This is a genomic window from Streptococcus suis (genome assembly GCA_022354845.1).
Lineage (GTDB): Bacteria > Bacillota > Bacilli > Lactobacillales > Streptococcaceae > Streptococcus > Streptococcus suis_AA.
The window spans coordinates 1,214,167-1,232,095 of sequence record CP031970.1 but is presented as its reverse complement, the minus strand read 5'-3'; the positions used below and the strand labels follow the sequence as shown (position 1 = coordinate 1,232,095).

Below are 17,929 nucleotides of genomic sequence, written 5' to 3'. Positions count from 1 at the left end.
AGCTACTTTTGTGTTTTCATTTTTTCGGCAGTAAAGCCTCAATCCAGTCAGGTGCATAGGCTGAAGTACAACCTTTGGCAACTTTCATTTCAGAATATACTCCTAATTTCTGTCCGATTGCCCGCCCTTTTTCTAGATAGTCAGGATATGTAACTGCGATTTCTACCAAGCACTGGTTCATGGTCCACTGGATAAGTGGATCCGTAGTTTTTAAATGCTCATTGATATAAGTAAGTGTTTGTTCAATTTCTTGGTCTGTAGTTGTTTTTCTAGCAAAATATTTGGCCCGAAGGAACCAGCCAAGTCGTTGAAAAATAGCTTGGTCTTGGGTGAGTAAGTATTCTTCCCAGTCTTTGCTATCCCTTCGTTTACTAAGAATAAGGGAGGCAAGTTTATCAAGAACATTGTGGGAGACTTGTTTACTAATACTACTTTTTAGGTCAGAAGCTACAAGTTGGTCTGGCTTGTTTTTGACAATTTGAATGGCTAGGTATTGAGCTTCAAGAATGCCGGTTTGCCAAAGCGGTACAAAGAGATCGGATTGATTTATGTAAGTCTTTGCGATTTTTGAGAGGGCTCCCATTGGTACACCATAATATGGCTTTGTCTCACCAATTTTATCATAACGTTTGAGAGTCCCAGCATGGCTGGCTTCCTCGAGTTGGCTCAGAATTGTCTTTATTTCAGTCATTAAAATATTTCTCCGAAAAAAACTGGAGTAATCCAGTTTTGTACATGATTTATTATAGGAGGCCACGCTCACGATACCAAACATCCGGCGTCCATACCCACTTGCATCCGTAATGATCTAGTAAATCGAATGCGGCCTGTGGCCCCATTGTCCCAGCAGAATAGGTATGCAATGGAACCTGATTACTTGACCAAATATCGATGACCCGGTCAATCAAACTCCAACTTGCTTTTACTTCTTCCCAATGGCTAAAATTAGTGGAATCGCCATTTAAGACATCGAAAAAGAGTTTTTCATAGGCTTCAGGTGAATTGCCAAGAGCAGTGGCATTGTGACGGAAGTTGAGTTTGGCAGGAGTAAGAGCAAAGTGCGAACCAACTTCTTTTCCATTTATGGATAACATAAAGCCTTCAGTAGGCTGAATATAGATTGTCAATACATTTGCTTCAGAAGGCTGACCAAAAATATTTTCAGCATGTTTAAAGGTAATTGTAACACGAGTCCCTTTCTCGGTTAGTCGTTTACCTGTACGGAAGAAGAATGGGACATCGCGGAAACGGTCTGTATCGACAAAGAAGACACCGCTAGCAAATGTTTCAGTCTGTGAACCACCGGCAATATTAGGTTCATCTAGGTAGCTGACATAATCTTTCCCATCAATTGAACCAGCAGCATATTGGCCACGAATAAAGTTTTGTTTCAATTCTTCATCAGTTTGATGGCGAAGGTGTTGGAAAACCTTAATTTTCTCAGCTCGAACATCTTTTTCTTTGAAACTAGCTGGTTTATCCATTGCCAAAAGTGACAGAACTTGAAGTGCGTGATTTTGTACCATATCTTTTAGTGCACCAGAATGATCATAGTAGCCACCACGGTCCTCAACCCCAATTGATTCAGCAAAAGTAATTTGGACATTATCGATATAATCACGGTTCCAGACATGTTCAAAAATAATATTGGCAAACCGAACTGCAAAGATATTTTGCACCATTTCTTTACCTAAGTAATGGTCGATACGATAGATTTGGTCTTCATTAAATGCAGCAGCCAACTCATCATTGAGCTTCTCAGCAGTTGCAAGACTTGTTCCAAATGGTTTTTCAATAATCAAACGTTCAAAACCTTGTCCGTCAACAATCTGCTCAGATTTGAGATGTTTGGCAATTGTACCGAAAAATTCAGGCGCCATAGAAAGGAAGAAGACCTTGTTGTGCTGTGTATCGTATTTTTCACACAAGTCGTCCTGCAATTTACGTAATGCTACATAATGCCCTGTATCATTAACATCATGGCTTTGATAGTAGAAATGGCTGGCAAATTCATGGGCTTGGCGTGGAGTATCTGGTAAGTCTCCAAGTGATTCAATAACAGTTTGTTCAAAAAATTCTTTGGTCCAAGGTCTTCGAGCTGTACCAATAACGGCAAAGTTTTCCCTGATATGTCCAGCCTTGTAGAGACGGAATAATGAAGGATAGAGTTTGCGTTTGGCAAGGTCGCCACTAGCACCAAAAATAGTAAACAATACATGTGATGACATAATTTCATTCCTATCTGTTGAGTATAAAAACTATTATAGCATAAATTGTCAGAAAATTCACTTTTAAGGCGAAATTATTAGAAAACACGGTAAACATATGGAGAGTCCGGTTGTTCAATCTGGACAATAGATTGCAATTCTAATGTTGGAAGATTTTGTTTCAATGAGGTATGGTAAGAAACCCTGATTATGCCTTTGGCTTTAACCCAGGTGTTATTTGAAAATGGAGTATCGGACCCAGTAGAGAGCAGGCCATATACCCCTGAGTCTGCAATGCAGTGTATAATTCCGAAGCGGAAGATGAATTGTTGATGAGCATTGTCAGGATCATTATAGACAAAACCTACCATCTCAACAGTTTTTCCTGAAAATTCCGTAGGATAGTCATAGATTGCCTCCATCACCTCCATGTAATTTTCACTAGTGACAATAATCTGATCTTCAGCGAGGTAGTGATTGGCAATTTCACGCATCTGACTCTGATAGGCAGATTTTGTAAAATAAATAGAACTGTCTGGTTTGAGATACTGAACCGTCGTTCCTTCTTGCGTCTGAGTCGTCGCATCATTTTCCGCACCTAACGGGAAATGGTAGCCTTTTGCTGCGACAGTGGTTGAATCCAAGCTGACGGTCGGGAAGAGCCAGGCAACTAAAAGTGGTATTAATAAGAGGGCTACACTGGCAAACTTGGCTGATTTCTTTGACAAATGGCTGTGTGTCTCTATCTCTTTGACCCAAATATACAATTGTACAATAGCTAATATAAAGGACAAGACCATGGATAGAAATGCTAAGTAACTATAGTGTAAGTTGATATATTGGTCTAATTTTCCAGAGACATAAAGATACATGGTCATCTCAAAATAGCCTGCAAGAATTAAAAATCGAATCATGACACACCTCCAAGTAGGAGACTATACCCTAGAATGACTAGAGTTATAACCGAGATAAATCCAATAATAAATCTACCTGTAAAGTAATGTTTCATCATGAGTAAATTTTTGACATCAATCATTGGTCCGATGACCAAGAAGGCCATCACCGGAGCAAAGCCAAAACTTGATAAAAGAGATGCAGCGATGAAGGCATCTGCCTCTGAGCAAAGTGAAAGAAGAAACGCCAATAACATCATCAGCAGAATGGCAGATAATGGATTGTGACCAATAGTCGTCAGGACAGCAGTTGGAATATAAACCTGAACCAAACTAGCAAAAAGGCAACCGAAAACCAGATAGCGACCCGTATCAAAAAATTCATCAATAGCATGAATAAGTGCAAAACCGACTTTTTGCAAGCTTGTCTTATTGGAATAATCATGTTGGTGATGGCTTAAATTATTTTCTTTCAGTATCGGATTTTTTACAAAGAAACCTAGAATGATCCCCAGTACGACTGAAACAAGGATTGCTCCTAAGGCACGATACGTGGCAAAAAGCATAGAATTACCAAATGCAGTATACGTTGCAAATAGTACAATGGGATTGATTACAGGAGCAGTAACTAGGAATGGGATAGCTGTATATTGGGGAACTTTTTTCTCCAATAATCGATTGACAATTGGAACAATCCCACATTCGCAGGAAGGAAAAATAAAACCAATAAAGGTGCCAAAAAGAATGGCGAGAACCCTGTTTTGGGGAAGGAGTTTATGTACTTTCTCAGGGGTGATAAACACATCGATAAAACCAGAAATCAATGCTCCAATCAATACAAAGGGTAAGGCTTCAATGATAATAGACAGGAAAATAGCCCCCGCCTGCAGAACGGAGGTAGGAAGTTGATTGAAATCAAACATACTATTTATCATCCTGCTTCAAGTTGTTTTTTCCGGAATTTGTTTTTGATTTTGGATCTTGATACTCAATTTCTTCTAGATTTTCAAATGAAGCAAATTCTTCGAGCATTTTTTCTAAATCATCTTGTCGTTTATATGTTACAGCCATGGGGCACCTCCAAAAATTATATATGCTCATTATACCTTTTTTACCCAAAAATATCTAAAAGAATTTGATTGATTTGAAGTCCAAAATATACTTAGCAACTTCAAATCATGTTATAATACTCTTATGGAAACAAGAATAACAGAATTAGTTAGGTTGCTGAATCAGTATGCTAAAGAATATTATCAATTGGATCGACCAAGTGTATCGGATGCCGAATATGACCAGCTCTATCGTGAGTTAGTTGAGCTTGAAACAGCACATCCAGAACTGATTTTACCAGATAGCCCAACCCATCGAGTGGGTGGGAAAGTATTAGATGGTTTTGAGAAATATAGCCATGTTTATCCTCTTTTTAGTCTGCAGGATGCTTTTTCGCGTGCAGAATTAGAAACGTTTGATCAGCGTGTACGCAAGGAATTTCCACAGGCAAGTTATATTTGTGAGCTGAAGATTGATGGCCTTTCCATTTCCCTTACCTATGAAGCTGGAAAACTTGTTGTTGGAGCTACACGCGGGGATGGCAGTATTGGTGAAAACATTACTGAGAATTTAAAACGTGTAGCTGATATTCCTTTGACCTTACCCGAGGCGATTGATATTACCGTTCGAGGGGAATGTTATATGCCCAAAGCTTCTTTTGCTCGTGTTAACAAACAACGTGAAGAGGCTGGAGAAGCTGAGTTTGCTAACCCTAGAAATGCCGCTGCAGGAACCCTCCGTCAATTAGATACAGCTGTCGTTGCTCAACGTGGACTTGCTACCTTCCTTTACCAAGAGGCGAGTCCATCTGATGCAGTCAGTCAATCAGAGGTTCTTCATAAGCTAGATACCCTTGGTTTTACGACAAATCACGATTATCATTTGGCAAATACCATTGATGATGTGTGGGAGTTTATTGAAAAAATGGCAGAGCGCCGAGATGATCTCCCCTATGAGATTGATGGCATAGTCATTAAAGTAAATGATTTATCTGCACAAGAAGAGTTGGGTTTTACGGTCAAGGCACCACGATGGGCTGTTGCCTATAAATTCCCAGCCGAGGAAAAGGAAGCTGAAATCTTGTCGGTTGATTGGACTGTTGGTCGTACGGGTGTCGTAACTCCAACTGCAAACCTCAGTCCTGTTCAATTAGCGGGGACGACGGTCAGTCGAGCGACCTTGCACAACGTAGACTATATCGCCGAAAAAGATATTCGTATTGGTGATACAGTTATTGTATATAAAGCAGGAGACATTATTCCAGCAGTGCTGAAAGTGGTGGACAAGTATCGTACCATTCAAAAACCGATGCCTATCCCAACTATCTGTCCAAGTTGTGCTGGTATCCTACAACATTATGAAGATGAAGTTGCTCTGCGCTGTATCAATCCTTTGTGTCCTAGTCAGTTGATGAGTAAGTTGGAACATTTTGCTAGTCGTGATGCCATGAATATTGCAGGATTGGGAACGTCTATCGTTGAAAAATTGTTCCTGTCACAATTAGTTCATGATGTTGCAGATATTTATAAATTAACGGTCACCGATTTACTCACTGTAGATGGGTTTAAGGAAAAATCAGCTGAAAAATTATATCAAGCAATCCAAAGTTCCAAAACAAATTCAGCGGAGCGCCTCTTATTTGGGTTGGGAATTCGTCATGTTGGTAGCAAGGCAAGTAAAATATTATTGGAAAAATTTGGCGATTTAGAATCGTTAGCAAAAGCTGATCAAGATACTATTGCCTCGTTAGAAGGATTAGGACAAGTCATAGCAAAGTCAATTACAACTTATTTTACTAGTCAAGGAGCTCAACAACTTTTAGACGAACTTAAGGAAGTTGGGGTAAACTTAGCTTATCTTGGACAGGTAGCAGATGAAAATGCTGCCTTATCCGGTATGACAGTTGTATTAACGGGCAAATTGGAAAGAATGAAACGCAATGAGGCTAAAGCTAAATTAGAATCCTTAGGAGCGAATGTAGCTGGCTCAGTTTCTAAGAAAACAAATCTTGTTGTCGCAGGAACGGATGCTGGTAGTAAATTGGCCAAGGCACAAGAACTCGGGATTGAAATAAAAGATGAAGCTTGGCTAGAAAACCTTTAAAAGGAATGAACAATGAAAAAAAGAAAACGTGCACGATTGATTTATAATCCGACTTCGGGTCAGGAAATTATGAAAAAGAATGTAGCAGAAGTATTGCATATTTTTGAAGGATATGGATATGAAACGTCTGCTTTTCAAACTACTCCTGAGCCAGATTCTGCAAAAAATGAAGCAAAAAGAGCCGCACTTGATGGATTTGATTTAATCATTGCTGCAGGTGGTGATGGTACGATCAATGAAGTGGTCAATGGCATTGCTCCACTTGAAAAAAGGCCTAAAATGGCTATTATTCCTACAGGAACAACAAATGACTACGCGCGTGCATTGAAAATTCCAAGAGGAAATCCAGTTGAGGCAGCAAAGATAATTGGCAAGAAGCAGACCATTTTAATGGACATTGGCTTGGCAAAAAATAAAAAAAATGGTATTCAACAAGAGCATTATTTTATAAATATTGCAGCTGCTGGAACCTTGACTGAGCTTACTTATAGCGTTCCAAGTCAGCTTAAGACGATGTTTGGCTATTTGGCATATGTGGTAAAAGGGGCCGAGCTGTTACCAAGAGTCCAATTTACACCAGTAAGAGTGAAGCATGATCAAGGGGTGTTTGAAGGATCTGTATCCTTAATTTTTGTAGCCCTTACCAACTCAATTGGAGGTTTTGAACAAATTGTTCCAGATGCAAAATTAGATGATGGCAATTTTACACTATTGATGGTTAAAACAGGCAACTTATTTGAAATTTTGCATTTAATTCGTCAGGTTTTAGATGGTGGGAAACATATCGACAGTAACTTAATTGAGTACATAAAGACTAAGAGTTTGTCAATAGAAAACCTTCAATCTACAAACAGACTGATGATTAATTTGGATGGTGAGTTTGGAGGAGATGCACCTGTTGAACTAGAGAATTTAGCAAATCATATTGAATTCTTTGCAGACACAGACCTTGTATCAGATGATGCCATCACACTCGATATGGATCAAATCAATCGAGAAAAAATGGCTAAACGATTTATTGAAGAATCCGATCATATGGATGAAACTATTAGATAGGAAGAAAAGATGAAAAGTCTTTTCTTTTTCTTTTAGAAATTCGAATTAAACGCTTCCAATAGCGATATTTTCTTGACAAATAGGTTTTTTAGGAGTATCCTTACATGGTATTAAATTTTAAAAGGAGAATTCGTTATGAATTTAGGCGCATTGGCCCTTGGTTTGGCCTGTCTTGGTGTAAGTATCGGTGAGGGACTTTTGGTATCTTCTTATATTAGTTCGTCTGCACGTCAACCAGAAATGCAAAGTAAATTGATGTCTGGTGTTTTCTTGGGTGTTGCCTTTATCGAGGGAACTTTCTTCGTCACTTTGGCTATGACATTTGTCTTGAAATAGTAGAAAATAGAGAAATAGAAAAGGGGGGAACCTCAATTGGAAGAAACTTTAAGTCCAACCCTTACCCTTGGTCCCGTAACCTTTGACCTGACCATGGTATTGGTTTCAGTCATTATCATTTCGGTTATTTTCTTACTTGTGTTTTGGGCTAGTCGTCGGATGGAACTTAAGCCAAAAGGAAAACAAAATGTTTTGGAATATGTTTACGAACTAACGGTCAAATTTACAAAAGGAAACCTTGGTGATGAGGAAGCAAAGCGCTATTCTTTGTTTTTCTTTACAGTTTTCACTTTTCTTTTGCTTGCCAATAATTTGGGACTAATGACGAAGTTGGAAACACCAGAGGGACAAAATTTGTGGACTTCTCCAACGGCTAATATGGCATACGACTTTGGTCTTGCTGGTATAGCAATACTTTTTTGTCATTTTGAAGGGATTCGCCGTCGTGGCTTTAAAGAATACTTTAAATCTTTTGTTACACCTTGGGCGATGGCTCCAATGAATATTTTGGAAGAAGTGACCAATCTTGTGTCGCTTGCTCTTCGTTTATATGGTAATATTTATGCCGGTGAAGTGCTTGTTTCTCTTCTTCTACAATTATCTCAACAAAATGCATTTGCATACCCAATAGCCTTTGTTCTAAACATTGTTTGGACAGGCTTCTCTGTATTTATTTCATGTTTACAGAGTTATGTATTTGTTATGTTGGTATCTATGTATCTGAACAAGAAAATCAATGGAGAGAGTGAGTAAGAGAGGGATAAATAATGACGACACAAATTACAATGCAGGCAAGTACTGTACTAGGAAATTTTATCCTCGTTACAGCATCTTTTGCAGTTTTAATTATTTTAATTCGTGTATTCGCTTGGAATAAAATTACTGGAATTTTTGAAGAACGTGAAAATAAGATTGCAGGTGATATTGATGCGGCTGAAGAAAAATTAGCAGTTGCAGCTGACCTTGTGAAACAACGAGAAGATGAATTAGTGCAAGGTCGTATTGAAGGACAAAAAATCATTCAAGACGCAGTAGAACGTGCTAAATTGGAGAAAAAACGAATTCTTGAACAGGCTGAAGTTGAAGTGCAAGGCTTGAAAACAAAAGCACAAATGGAAATTGAATCTGAAAAACGTGAGGTTCAAGAAACACTTCGCGTTCAAGTTGCTAATTTGGCAGTAGATATTGCAGGAAAAATTATTTTTGAAGATTTGGATCAACAGGCACACAGCAATTTGATTGATCGGTATTTGGACAAATTAGGAGACAAGTAGATGAACGCTAGAGAAAATGCCATCGTGCAAAAACATGCTCTATCATTTGTTGAAAATATCAGTGAAAGTTCAGAAATTTGGAACATGTATGATCAGATTTCTGAGTTGATAACTATCATTCATGATAGTAAATTGAACCGTATCTTATTGTCGGCTACAGTTTCAAGAGAAGAAAAAGCAGCTTTTGTACGCACTGTTCGTCAATCTAGTTATTGGCAAATCAATGATTTAATAGAAGATGTGATTCGAGATGGACATGCAGATTTACTTCTGGAAACTCTTGAACGCGCTCAACTTCAAATCAGTAAATTAAAAAATGAGTTTGATGCACATATTGCATCAGTTTATCCATTAACGGAACAACAAAAATCTCGTTTACGTCAATTAGTCGAGGAACGGTTTGGTTTGCGTGTCCGTAATATTGTTGAAGAACAGGATGCTTCATTATTAGGTGGTTTTGTTTTGACCATTAACCATAAAGTAATTGATGCAAGTGTTCGTACACAATTAAAGGATGTTAGAAAAAAACTATAGAAAGTGGTGTTCTTTTGATAAATGCACAAGAAATTAGCGCTTTACTAAAACAACAAATCGAAGAGTTTCAACCTGACTTTGATTATACAGAGACTGGTGTAGTTACCTACATTGGTGATGGTATTGCACGTGCGCAAGGTCTTGATAATGCCATGAGTGGAGAGCTGTTAATCTTTGAAAATGGCACCATTGGTATGGCTCAGAACCTGGAGACAAATGACATCGGTATCATCATTCTTGGCGGATTTTCAGATATTCGTGAGGGTTCTGTTGTTCGTCGTACAGGAAAAATCATGGAAGTACCAGTTGGGTCTGGGTTGATTGGTCGTGTCATTAATCCTTTGGGACAACCAGTCGATGGATTGGGCGAAATTCGTACAAGCAAAACTCGTCCGATTGAATACCCTGCACCAGGTGTTATGCAACGTAAATCAGTAAATGAACCCCTTCAAACTGGTCTGAAAGCGATTGATGCCTTGGTACCAATTGGTCGTGGACAACGTGAATTGATTATCGGTGACCGTCAAACAGGTAAAACTTCTGTAGCTATTGATGCAATCTTGAACCAAAAAGGTCAAGATATGATTTGTATCTATGTAGCAATCGGTCAAAAAGAATCTACAGTTCGTACTCAAGTAGAAATACTTCGACAATATGGCGCGTTAGATTATACTATTGTTGTGACAGCATCTGCTTCACAACCATCCCCATTACTTTTCTTAGCACCTTATGCTGGGGTAGCAATGGCGGAAGAATTTATGTATGAAGGCAAACATGTTTTGATTGTCTACGATGATTTATCAAAACAAGCGGTAGCATATCGAGAATTGTCTCTCTTGCTTCGCCGTCCTCCAGGTCGTGAAGCATATCCAGGGGATGTATTCTACTTGCACAGTCGTTTATTGGAACGTTCCGCAAAAGTTTCTGATGAATTGGGCGGAGGTTCCATTACAGCCTTGCCATTTATTGAAACACAAGCTGGTGATATCTCTGCTTATATTGCAACCAACGTGATTTCCATTACAGATGGACAAATTTTCTTAAAAGACGATTTGTTTTACTCTGGTATTCGTCCAGCGATTGATGCCGGATCTTCTGTATCACGTGTTGGTGGTTCCGCCCAAATTAAGGCCATGAAAAAGGTTGCTGGTACCCTTCGTATCGATTTGGCTTCTTATCGTGAATTGGAAGCATTTACGCAATTTGGTTCTGATTTGGATGCAGCAACACAAGCAAAACTCAATCGTGGTAGACGTACAGTGGAAGTTTTGAAACAACCATTGCACAAACCACTTCCAGTTGAAAAACAGGTTTTGATTTTGTATGCTTTGACAAATGGATATTTGGATTCAGTTCCGATTAATGATATTTTAGCATTTGAAGAAGAGTTGTATGCATACTTTGATTTGCACTATGATAATCTTTTGGATGTCATTCGTACAACGAAAGATCTTCCAGATACGGATGAGTTGAATACTGCTATCCAAACATTCAAAGACCAATCAATCTTTAAATAAAGGAGTATAGGATGGCAGGTTCTCTTAATGAAATTAAATCAAGAATAGCATCAACCAAGAAAACCAGTCAAATCACAGGTGCCATGCAGATGGTTTCTGCATCAAAGTTGGCGAAATCAGAGCAGTTGGCGAAATCATTTCAGATTTATGCTAGTAAAGTTCGGGCAATTACGACGGATTTGTTACGTGGTGAACTAATGACATCAGATACTAGTAATCCGATGCTCATTCGACGTCCTATTCAAAAAGTGGGTTATATTGTCATCACCTCAGATAGCGGCTTAAAAGGTTCTTATAATTCTAGTATTTTAAAAGCTGTTATGGAAATGATTGATCAGGACCATCAGTCAAATGGAGAGTTTGAGATTATTGCTATTGGGGGGATGGGTGCTGATTTTTTCCGTGCACGTGGTATCAACCCTGTGTTTGAATTGCGTGGAATTGCTGATAACCCTAGCTTTGAAGAAGTCCAAAAAATCATTTCTAAATCTGTAGAAATGTATAAAAATGAGCTGTTTGATGAACTTTATGTTTGTTACAATCATCATGTAAATAGTTTGACTAGCCAGGTACGTGTACAGCAAATGCTTCCTGTTGAAGATTTAGACCACAATGAAGTAGATGGCTATACGGCGACATTTGAATTGGAACCAAATCGTGAAATGATATTGGACCAATTGTTGACTCAATACGCAGAATCAACCATTTACGGGGCACTTTTGGATGCTAAGACTGCTGAAAATGCTGCTGGTATGACTGCGATGCAGACTGCGACAGATAATGCGAAGAATGTTATTTCGGATTTAACAATTCAATACAATAGGGCACGTCAGGCTGCTATTACTCAGGAAATCACTGAGATTGTTGCCGGCGCATCAGCTCTTGAGTAGGTTAGAAAAAGAGGAAATAGAATGAGTTCAGGTAAAATTACTCAGGTTGTTGGTCCTGTTGTAGACGTCGCGTTTGCAGCAGAAGATAAACTTCCTGAGATTAACAATGCACTTGTTGTATATAAAAATGATGATTCTAAACAAAAAGTTGTGTTAGAAGTTGCACTGGAGCTTGGTGACGGGGTTATTCGGACAATTGCTATGGAATCAACTGACGGATTGACTCGTGGAATGGAAGTGCTTGACACAGGTCGTCCGATTTCAGTTCCAGTTGGTAAAAAGACGCTGGGCCGTGTCTTTAACGTTTTAGGGGACACAATTGACCTTGAGGAACCGTTTCCGTCAGATTTTGAGCGTGAACCGATTCACAAAAAGGCTCCTTCTTTTGATGAATTATCGACTTCAAATGAAATTTTGGAAACAGGTATTAAAGTTATTGACCTTTTAGCTCCTTATCTTAAAGGTGGTAAAGTTGGACTTTTCGGTGGTGCCGGTGTTGGGAAGACAGTTCTTATCCAAGAATTGATTCATAACATCGCTCAAGAACATGGTGGTATTTCTGTATTTACTGGTGTTGGTGAACGTACTCGTGAAGGGAACGACCTTTACTGGGAAATGAAAGAGTCTGGTGTTATTGAAAAAACAGCCATGGTCTTTGGTCAGATGAATGAGCCACCAGGTGCACGTATGCGTGTTGCCCTTACTGGTTTGACGATAGCTGAATATTTCCGTGATGTTGAAGGTCAAGACGTTCTCTTATTTATTGATAATATTTTCCGTTTCACTCAAGCAGGTTCAGAAGTGTCAGCCCTCTTGGGTCGTATGCCTTCAGCCGTTGGTTATCAGCCAACCCTTGCTACTGAGATGGGACAATTGCAAGAACGGATTACTTCAACTAAGAAGGGTTCTGTAACTTCTATTCAGGCGATTTATGTACCTGCGGATGACTATACTGACCCTGCTCCAGCAACAGCGTTTGCCCATTTGGATTCTACAACCAACTTGGAGCGTAAGTTGACTCAATTAGGTATTTATCCAGCGGTTGATCCATTAGCATCATCTTCTCGTGCCTTGGCTCCTGAAGTTGTAGGTGAAGAGCACTATGCTGTAGCGATGGAAGTAAAACGTGTTCTTCAACGTTACCAAGAATTGCAAGATATTATTGCCATTCTCGGTATGGATGAATTGTCTGATGAGGAAAAGACTTTAGTTAGTCGTGCACGTCGGATTCAATTCTTCTTGTCTCAAAACTTTAACGTTGCTGAACAATTTACAGGTATGCCAGGTTCCTACGTTCCTGTTTCAGAAACCGTTAAAGGTTTTAAGGAAATTTTAGATGGTAAATATGATCATTTGCCTGAAGATGCTTTCCGAAATGTTGGTTCAATTGAGGATGTAGTCGCTAAAGCTGCTAAAATGAAATACTAGAGGTGGCATATGGCACATATGACTGTTCAAGTAGTGACACCAGATGGAATAAAATATGATCACCATGCAGCCTTTGTTTTGGTTAAAACCAAAGAGGGAGAATTGGGGATTTATCCAGGTCACTTAGAATTGATTGCTGTTTTAGAAATTGATGAGATGAAAGTACGACGTGTTGATGATGAAAACCACGTGGATTGGATTGCAGTCAATGGTGGTATCATCGAAATCAACAAAGATTTGATAACAATTGTCTCTGATTCTGCTGAGAGGGAACGAGACATTGATATTAGTCGAGCAGAACGGGCCAAATTGAGAGCGGAGCGTAAATTAGAAGAAGCTCAGAACGCTCGGAATATTGATATGGAAAAACGGGCTGCAGTTGCACTTCAACGCGCAATCAATCGTATCCGTGTTGGGAAACGTTAAGACCTATGGGATTGGACCTTGTTCCATCCGTGAGCGAACTTAGGAAAAATAGTATTTTATAAGTCGAAGAGTGAATGGGATTGGGCATAAGTTTAGTCTCACATCGCTCTTTTTATGATGTATTATCTGTAGAAAATCAGTTGCGGCTGTAAAAGTTTAAGAGTAGTGGTGTGTTAGTCTCCTATCTTTTTTAGAACTTATAGGCCGAATATATGGAGAATAACAGATAAGACAGACGAGTGTGATAATACTTCACACGCTGCTTGCCCTAAAGCTAAAATAGTTGCAAAAAAGCTTCAAAATCTATGATTTTGAGGCTTTTTACTATGCAGGAATATTCTACTCCGATACATCAAAAATGCAGAATGAGAGGACTTTTTTGCTAATAATCCAGGTCAGTAGCAGAGAGTTTGTTTTGATTTCGTGTGAGTATTGGAACCTATATTTTCAAGTAAAGTACTTGATGTAAGGAATAGTTTTTCGCTCCTCAAGGCTGTTTTTTGAGGGAATAGTGACTGTATTTTTTAAAAAAACGAACGGTGAGTAGCTTAAAATTAACCTTAGATGGAAGTGCCAACTGTGAATACAGACTCTTATATTGTTTTACTGAATAGTGACACTTAGAGATAAAAATTTCAGGGAATGTAAATTTTTTATCAGATTACTTTAAAATTTTTGTGATTTACAAGAAATTTACCTGATTCCCATAGTTGATTCACAAATGTTCGGTAGAATGTGAGTATGTTTATTGAAAGGAGCATATATGAATTTTGTTTATCTGGTCATATCTATTATAGCAGAACTGTTTGCTACATCTTATTTACGGGAGACTAAGGGATTTACAAATTTAGTACCATCACTTATTTGTGGAATTGCTTATGTTGTGTGTCATTATACTTTTTCCAAGTCGATTCTTTCACTTAATCTAGGAGTGGCATACGCCTTGTGGTGTGGCATAGGTATACTTGTAACGACCATAGTCTCTTACAGTATCTATAGGGAACATGTATCTTGGCCTAGCTTAAGTGGCGTTGCTTTGATTTTACTTGGAACCATCTTGGTTAACTTAGGAGGGTATTGATAATCTATGAAGCAAATAGCTGTTGATAAATTTAAATCTCTTGGCATCGTTCTATTGTTCACTTTGCCAGCAATGATTCCATTGTTTGTTTTTTGGATTTACCCGATTGTTCGATCACTGTGGTTAAGTTTTACCAACTGGAATTTTATGACTCCTGATTATAATGTTATTTATTGGGAGAACTACCGAGATTTATTCAGTGACAGTCGATTTTATGAGGCCTTAAAACATACGCTTCTTTTCACGGTTGGAACAGTATTACCGACTCTAATGGGCGGACTCTTACTGGCCTTATTACTTCAGAAGCCATTTAAAGGAAATTCATTTTTCAAGTTTGTATTATTCTCACCATGGGTTACCCCAACGGTTGCTATTTCTATTGTATGGACATGGATATTCCAGCCGAAAGATGGATTTGCTAATCTGATTTTAGGATTTTTTGGTTCGCCAGGATTGGATTGGATAGCGAGTTCTGATACTGCTATGTTGTCAGTGATTATTGTAACAGTTTGGAAAAGCTTGGGCTACGCAATGATTTTTTACTTATCTGCGTTAGAAAAAGTACCGCAGGAAATCTATGAAGCTAGTAGCTTAGATGGGGCCAAGTCCTGGAGGCGTTTTATTGATATGACCCTACCCTGTATTTCGCCCACAACCTTCTTTTTGATGATTATTACAACGGTAAACTCTTTGCAAGCTTATGATCAGATTCAAATTTTAACTCAAGGTGGTCCATCGGGGAGTACAAGAACCTTATTATATTTGTATTATCAATTAGGTTTCGAAGAATTTAAGATGGGTCAGGCGACAGCAGTCGCACTTGTTATGGTAGTTATAACTGTAGTATTATCGTATATTCAGTTTTTCACTTCCAAAAAATGGGTTCATTACTAGGGGGACGAAATGCAGACAAGGTATCAGTCATATATAAACTATCTGAAGCAAGGAATTAGTTTCCTACTTTTGACCGCCATTTCGCTATATACCGTATTTCCGTTTCTATGGATGGTGGTTAGCTCCTTAAAAACCAAGTCAGAGGTGCTAGATGGTAGTCAATTTTTTCCAGCAGTACCGCAAATAACAAATTATCTGGAAATTTTATTTAATTCGCCCATTCTGACCTACATACTCAACAGCCTATGGACCTCTCTGTTAATTGTATTTCTTCAAGTATTAACTGGCGCCATGTTGGCCTACGCCTTAGTATTTTTATCCTTCCGAGGACAGAAATTTATATTTGTTGTCGTGATGGGAACTTATATGCTACCTGTGGCAGCAACTTATATTCCTAGTTATATTATTTTATCAAAAGGGGGAATGTTGAATACATTTACAGGTCTAATTATCTCAAGTACGATAAGCATTTTTGGGATATTTTTACTCCGTCAAGCCTTCATGCAGGTACCAAAAGCTTTGGTTGAGGCTGCTAGAATGGATGGGGCAAAACATTTCAGAATCTTATGGGAGATTGTCTGTCCTGTTACAAAGTCATCTTTTATAACATTTGCTTTAATGAGTTTTATCTCTGCTTACAATAGCTATATGTGGCCATCATTGATTACAAATGATCCGAGTAAATACTTGGTTTCACAAGGGTTGAGACGCTTCTTTATAGAGGGCGGTGCCTATGGAACTGAGTGGGCAAAAGTGATGGCTGCTTCTAGCGTTATTGTTATACCAATTTTGATAATTTTTGCTTCTACGCAAAAATGGTTCATCAACGGGATTGGCGGAGAAACTGGCGTTAAGGGCTAATAGCCTTATTAAGAAATAGAACAAAGGAATTATTATGAAAAAGAAAATTGCGTCCATATTATTAATGACAACTGTTGCTTCATCTGTTTTGTCCGCATGTGGGACAAATTCCTCTACCAACTCGCAGTCTTCTGCTGGTTCAGAAGCGGGGAATAAGGTTGAGGTTGAGTTCTGGTATGCTGGTGGTAAAACAGCTGTTACTGTTGTTCAAGAGATTATTGATGAGTACAATGCGTCACAAGATACCTATTATGTAAAAGCTGTAACCCAGGCAGATTATGGGGAAACTTACGAAAAATTGCAGGCTGGAATTGCTGGTAATGCTGCACCAGATATGGTGTTAATCTCTCCAAGTGCTGGACGGACATTGAATGAAAGTGGGCTTCTGGCTGATTTGAATGCCTATCTGACAGAAGATGTGACTGTTAAGGAAGAGGATTATCTGGAAGTCTTTGCAGAACAGGGAGTGTCGGAGTCGGGTGCTCGCTTCGGTCTGCCTGCTTATGGAACAACTCAGGTTTTATATTATAATATTTCAGCATTTGAAAAGGCAAATATTGATCCAAACTCGATTGCTACATGGCAAGATTTGGCAACAGCAGCTAAGGCCATTAAGGCCACGGGAGAATTTACATATGGCTGGGAGCCGATGTGGGGACCGTACAACTTGATTGATGCTTCCCTAAGTAATGGAGCGAAGATGTTCAGTGAAGACGGTAAAACAGTAACGATTAACTCTGAAGAATGGGTTAGCGTCTGGGAATCGTTTAGAACTTGGATTCATGATGATGAAATTATGGCTGTCAATTCAGGTGGTCAAGGTTGGGAGTACTGGTACAATACCATTGATGATGTATTGGATAATACTGCTGGTGGTTATACGGGTTCATCTGGTGATCAGGCTGATTTGGATTTTAATATTGTCCAGGCGATGGAGCAACCAGCATGGGATGAGGATTCGACATCCGCACCAGCTGCAGATGCCTTGTTATTTAGTGTAGTAGAAAGATCCTCCGAACAGGAAAAAGCAGGAGCATTTGAATTTATTCAATTTTTCACAAATATTGAAAATCAAATCCAATGGACTAAGGAAGTGGGTTATGTAGCAGTAAACAAGGGCATTGCTACAAATGAAAAGTATCTTTCGTATGTTAAGGAACATCCTCAAGCACTGGTTCCATTTACACAGGCGAGTCACGGTTCTGTGCTTCCAATCGATCCGACTGGTGGAGCAATTTATGATGCCTTGACTGTTGCTGCAGATCAAGTCGAATTAGAAAATATCCCAGCACAAAAAGCCTTGGACAAAGCTCAAAAAATAGCTCAACAGGTGTTGGTTAAGGCATTGAATGAATAAGAAAGGGTGATATATGAGCCAT

The 17,929-nt window shown here is 38.9% G+C and carries 18 protein-coding genes; 14 read left to right on the top strand and 4 right to left on the bottom strand.

The window, feature by feature from the left end; genetic code table 11:
- Positions 1-16: 16 nt before the first annotated feature.
- The 4 genes from D2A30_06495 to D2A30_06480 all read right to left on the bottom strand — a co-directional run bounded on the left by D2A30_06495 (position 17) and on the right by D2A30_06480 (position 4,023).
- Positions 17-691 carry a DNA alkylation repair protein gene (locus D2A30_06495; GenBank protein ULL21246.1) on the bottom strand — a complete coding sequence of 225 codons (675 nt, stop codon included), beginning with the start codon at positions 689-691 and terminating at the stop codon, positions 17-19.
- A gap of 52 nt (positions 692-743) precedes the next feature.
- The gene (locus D2A30_06490) at positions 744-2,228 is read right to left on the bottom strand and encodes a glucose-6-phosphate dehydrogenase (GenBank protein ULL21245.1); all 1,485 of its coding nucleotides are present in this window, start codon (positions 2,226-2,228) and stop codon (positions 744-746) included.
- Between the two features lie 77 nt (positions 2,229-2,305).
- Positions 2,306-3,121, bottom strand: a complete 816-nt coding sequence (locus D2A30_06485; protein ULL21244.1) for a TIGR03943 family protein — start codon at positions 3,119-3,121, stop codon at positions 2,306-2,308.
- Entirely contained in the window at positions 3,118-4,023 is a 906-nt protein-coding gene (locus D2A30_06480; GenBank protein ULL21243.1) for a permease, read from the bottom strand. The genes D2A30_06485 and D2A30_06480 overlap by 4 nt, the downstream gene beginning before the upstream one ends.
- Positions 4,024-4,294: 271 nt before the next feature.
- Between D2A30_06480 and ligA the strand changes: the two genes are divergently transcribed.
- The 14 genes from ligA (at position 4,295) to D2A30_06410 (ending at position 17,907) form a co-directional block, all read left to right on the top strand.
- Complete coding sequence (gene ligA / locus D2A30_06475) at positions 4,295-6,253, top strand: NAD-dependent DNA ligase LigA (protein ULL21242.1); 1,959 nt, start codon at positions 4,295-4,297, stop codon at positions 6,251-6,253.
- Between the two features lie 12 nt (positions 6,254-6,265).
- The gene (locus tag D2A30_06470) at positions 6,266-7,309 is read left to right on the top strand and encodes a YegS/Rv2252/BmrU family lipid kinase (GenBank protein ID ULL21241.1); all 1,044 of its coding nucleotides are present in this window, start codon (positions 6,266-6,268) and stop codon (positions 7,307-7,309) included.
- 135 nt (positions 7,310-7,444) lie between these two features.
- Positions 7,445-7,645, top strand: a complete 201-nt coding sequence (locus tag D2A30_06465; protein ULL21240.1) for a F0F1 ATP synthase subunit C — start codon at positions 7,445-7,447, stop codon at positions 7,643-7,645.
- Positions 7,646-7,681: 36 nt separating this feature from the next.
- Positions 7,682-8,398, top strand: coding sequence for a F0F1 ATP synthase subunit A (locus tag D2A30_06460; GenBank protein ID ULL21239.1), 717 nt, complete (start codon positions 7,682-7,684; stop codon positions 8,396-8,398).
- A gap of 14 nt (positions 8,399-8,412) precedes the next feature.
- Entirely contained in the window at positions 8,413-8,919 is a 507-nt protein-coding gene (atpF, locus tag D2A30_06455) for an ATP synthase F0 subunit B (GenBank protein ID ULL21238.1), read from the top strand.
- Positions 8,920-9,453, top strand: coding sequence for a F0F1 ATP synthase subunit delta (locus tag D2A30_06450; GenBank protein ULL21237.1), 534 nt, complete (start codon positions 8,920-8,922; stop codon positions 9,451-9,453).
- Positions 9,454-9,467: 14 nt separating this feature from the next.
- A complete protein-coding gene (locus D2A30_06445) occupies positions 9,468-10,970 on the top strand; it encodes a F0F1 ATP synthase subunit alpha (GenBank protein ULL21236.1) in 1,503 nt (500 codons plus the stop codon).
- Between the two features lie 11 nt (positions 10,971-10,981).
- Positions 10,982-11,860, top strand: coding sequence for a F0F1 ATP synthase subunit gamma (locus D2A30_06440; GenBank protein ID ULL21235.1), 879 nt, complete (start codon positions 10,982-10,984; stop codon positions 11,858-11,860).
- A 21-nt stretch (positions 11,861-11,881) separates the two neighbouring features.
- On the top strand, positions 11,882-13,288 hold the full coding sequence (gene atpD / locus D2A30_06435) for a F0F1 ATP synthase subunit beta (protein ID ULL21234.1): 1,407 nt from the start codon (positions 11,882-11,884) through the stop codon (positions 13,286-13,288).
- Between the two features lie 9 nt (positions 13,289-13,297).
- Positions 13,298-13,714, top strand: a complete 417-nt coding sequence (locus tag D2A30_06430; protein ULL21233.1) for a F0F1 ATP synthase subunit epsilon — start codon at positions 13,298-13,300, stop codon at positions 13,712-13,714.
- A 763-nt stretch (positions 13,715-14,477) separates the two neighbouring features.
- On the top strand, positions 14,478-14,795 hold the full coding sequence (locus D2A30_06425) for a QacE family quaternary ammonium compound efflux SMR transporter (GenBank protein ULL21232.1): 318 nt from the start codon (positions 14,478-14,480) through the stop codon (positions 14,793-14,795).
- A 6-nt stretch (positions 14,796-14,801) separates the two neighbouring features.
- Complete coding sequence (locus D2A30_06420; protein ID ULL21231.1) at positions 14,802-15,689, top strand: sugar ABC transporter permease; 888 nt, start codon at positions 14,802-14,804, stop codon at positions 15,687-15,689.
- 9 nt (positions 15,690-15,698) lie between these two features.
- Positions 15,699-16,550: a carbohydrate ABC transporter permease gene (locus D2A30_06415; protein ULL21230.1), complete on the top strand. Its 852-nt coding sequence runs from the start codon at positions 15,699-15,701 to the stop codon at positions 16,548-16,550.
- A 34-nt stretch (positions 16,551-16,584) separates the two neighbouring features.
- On the top strand, positions 16,585-17,907 hold the full coding sequence (locus D2A30_06410; protein ULL21229.1) for an extracellular solute-binding protein: 1,323 nt from the start codon (positions 16,585-16,587) through the stop codon (positions 17,905-17,907).
- The last annotated feature ends 22 nt before the right edge of the window (positions 17,908-17,929 follow it).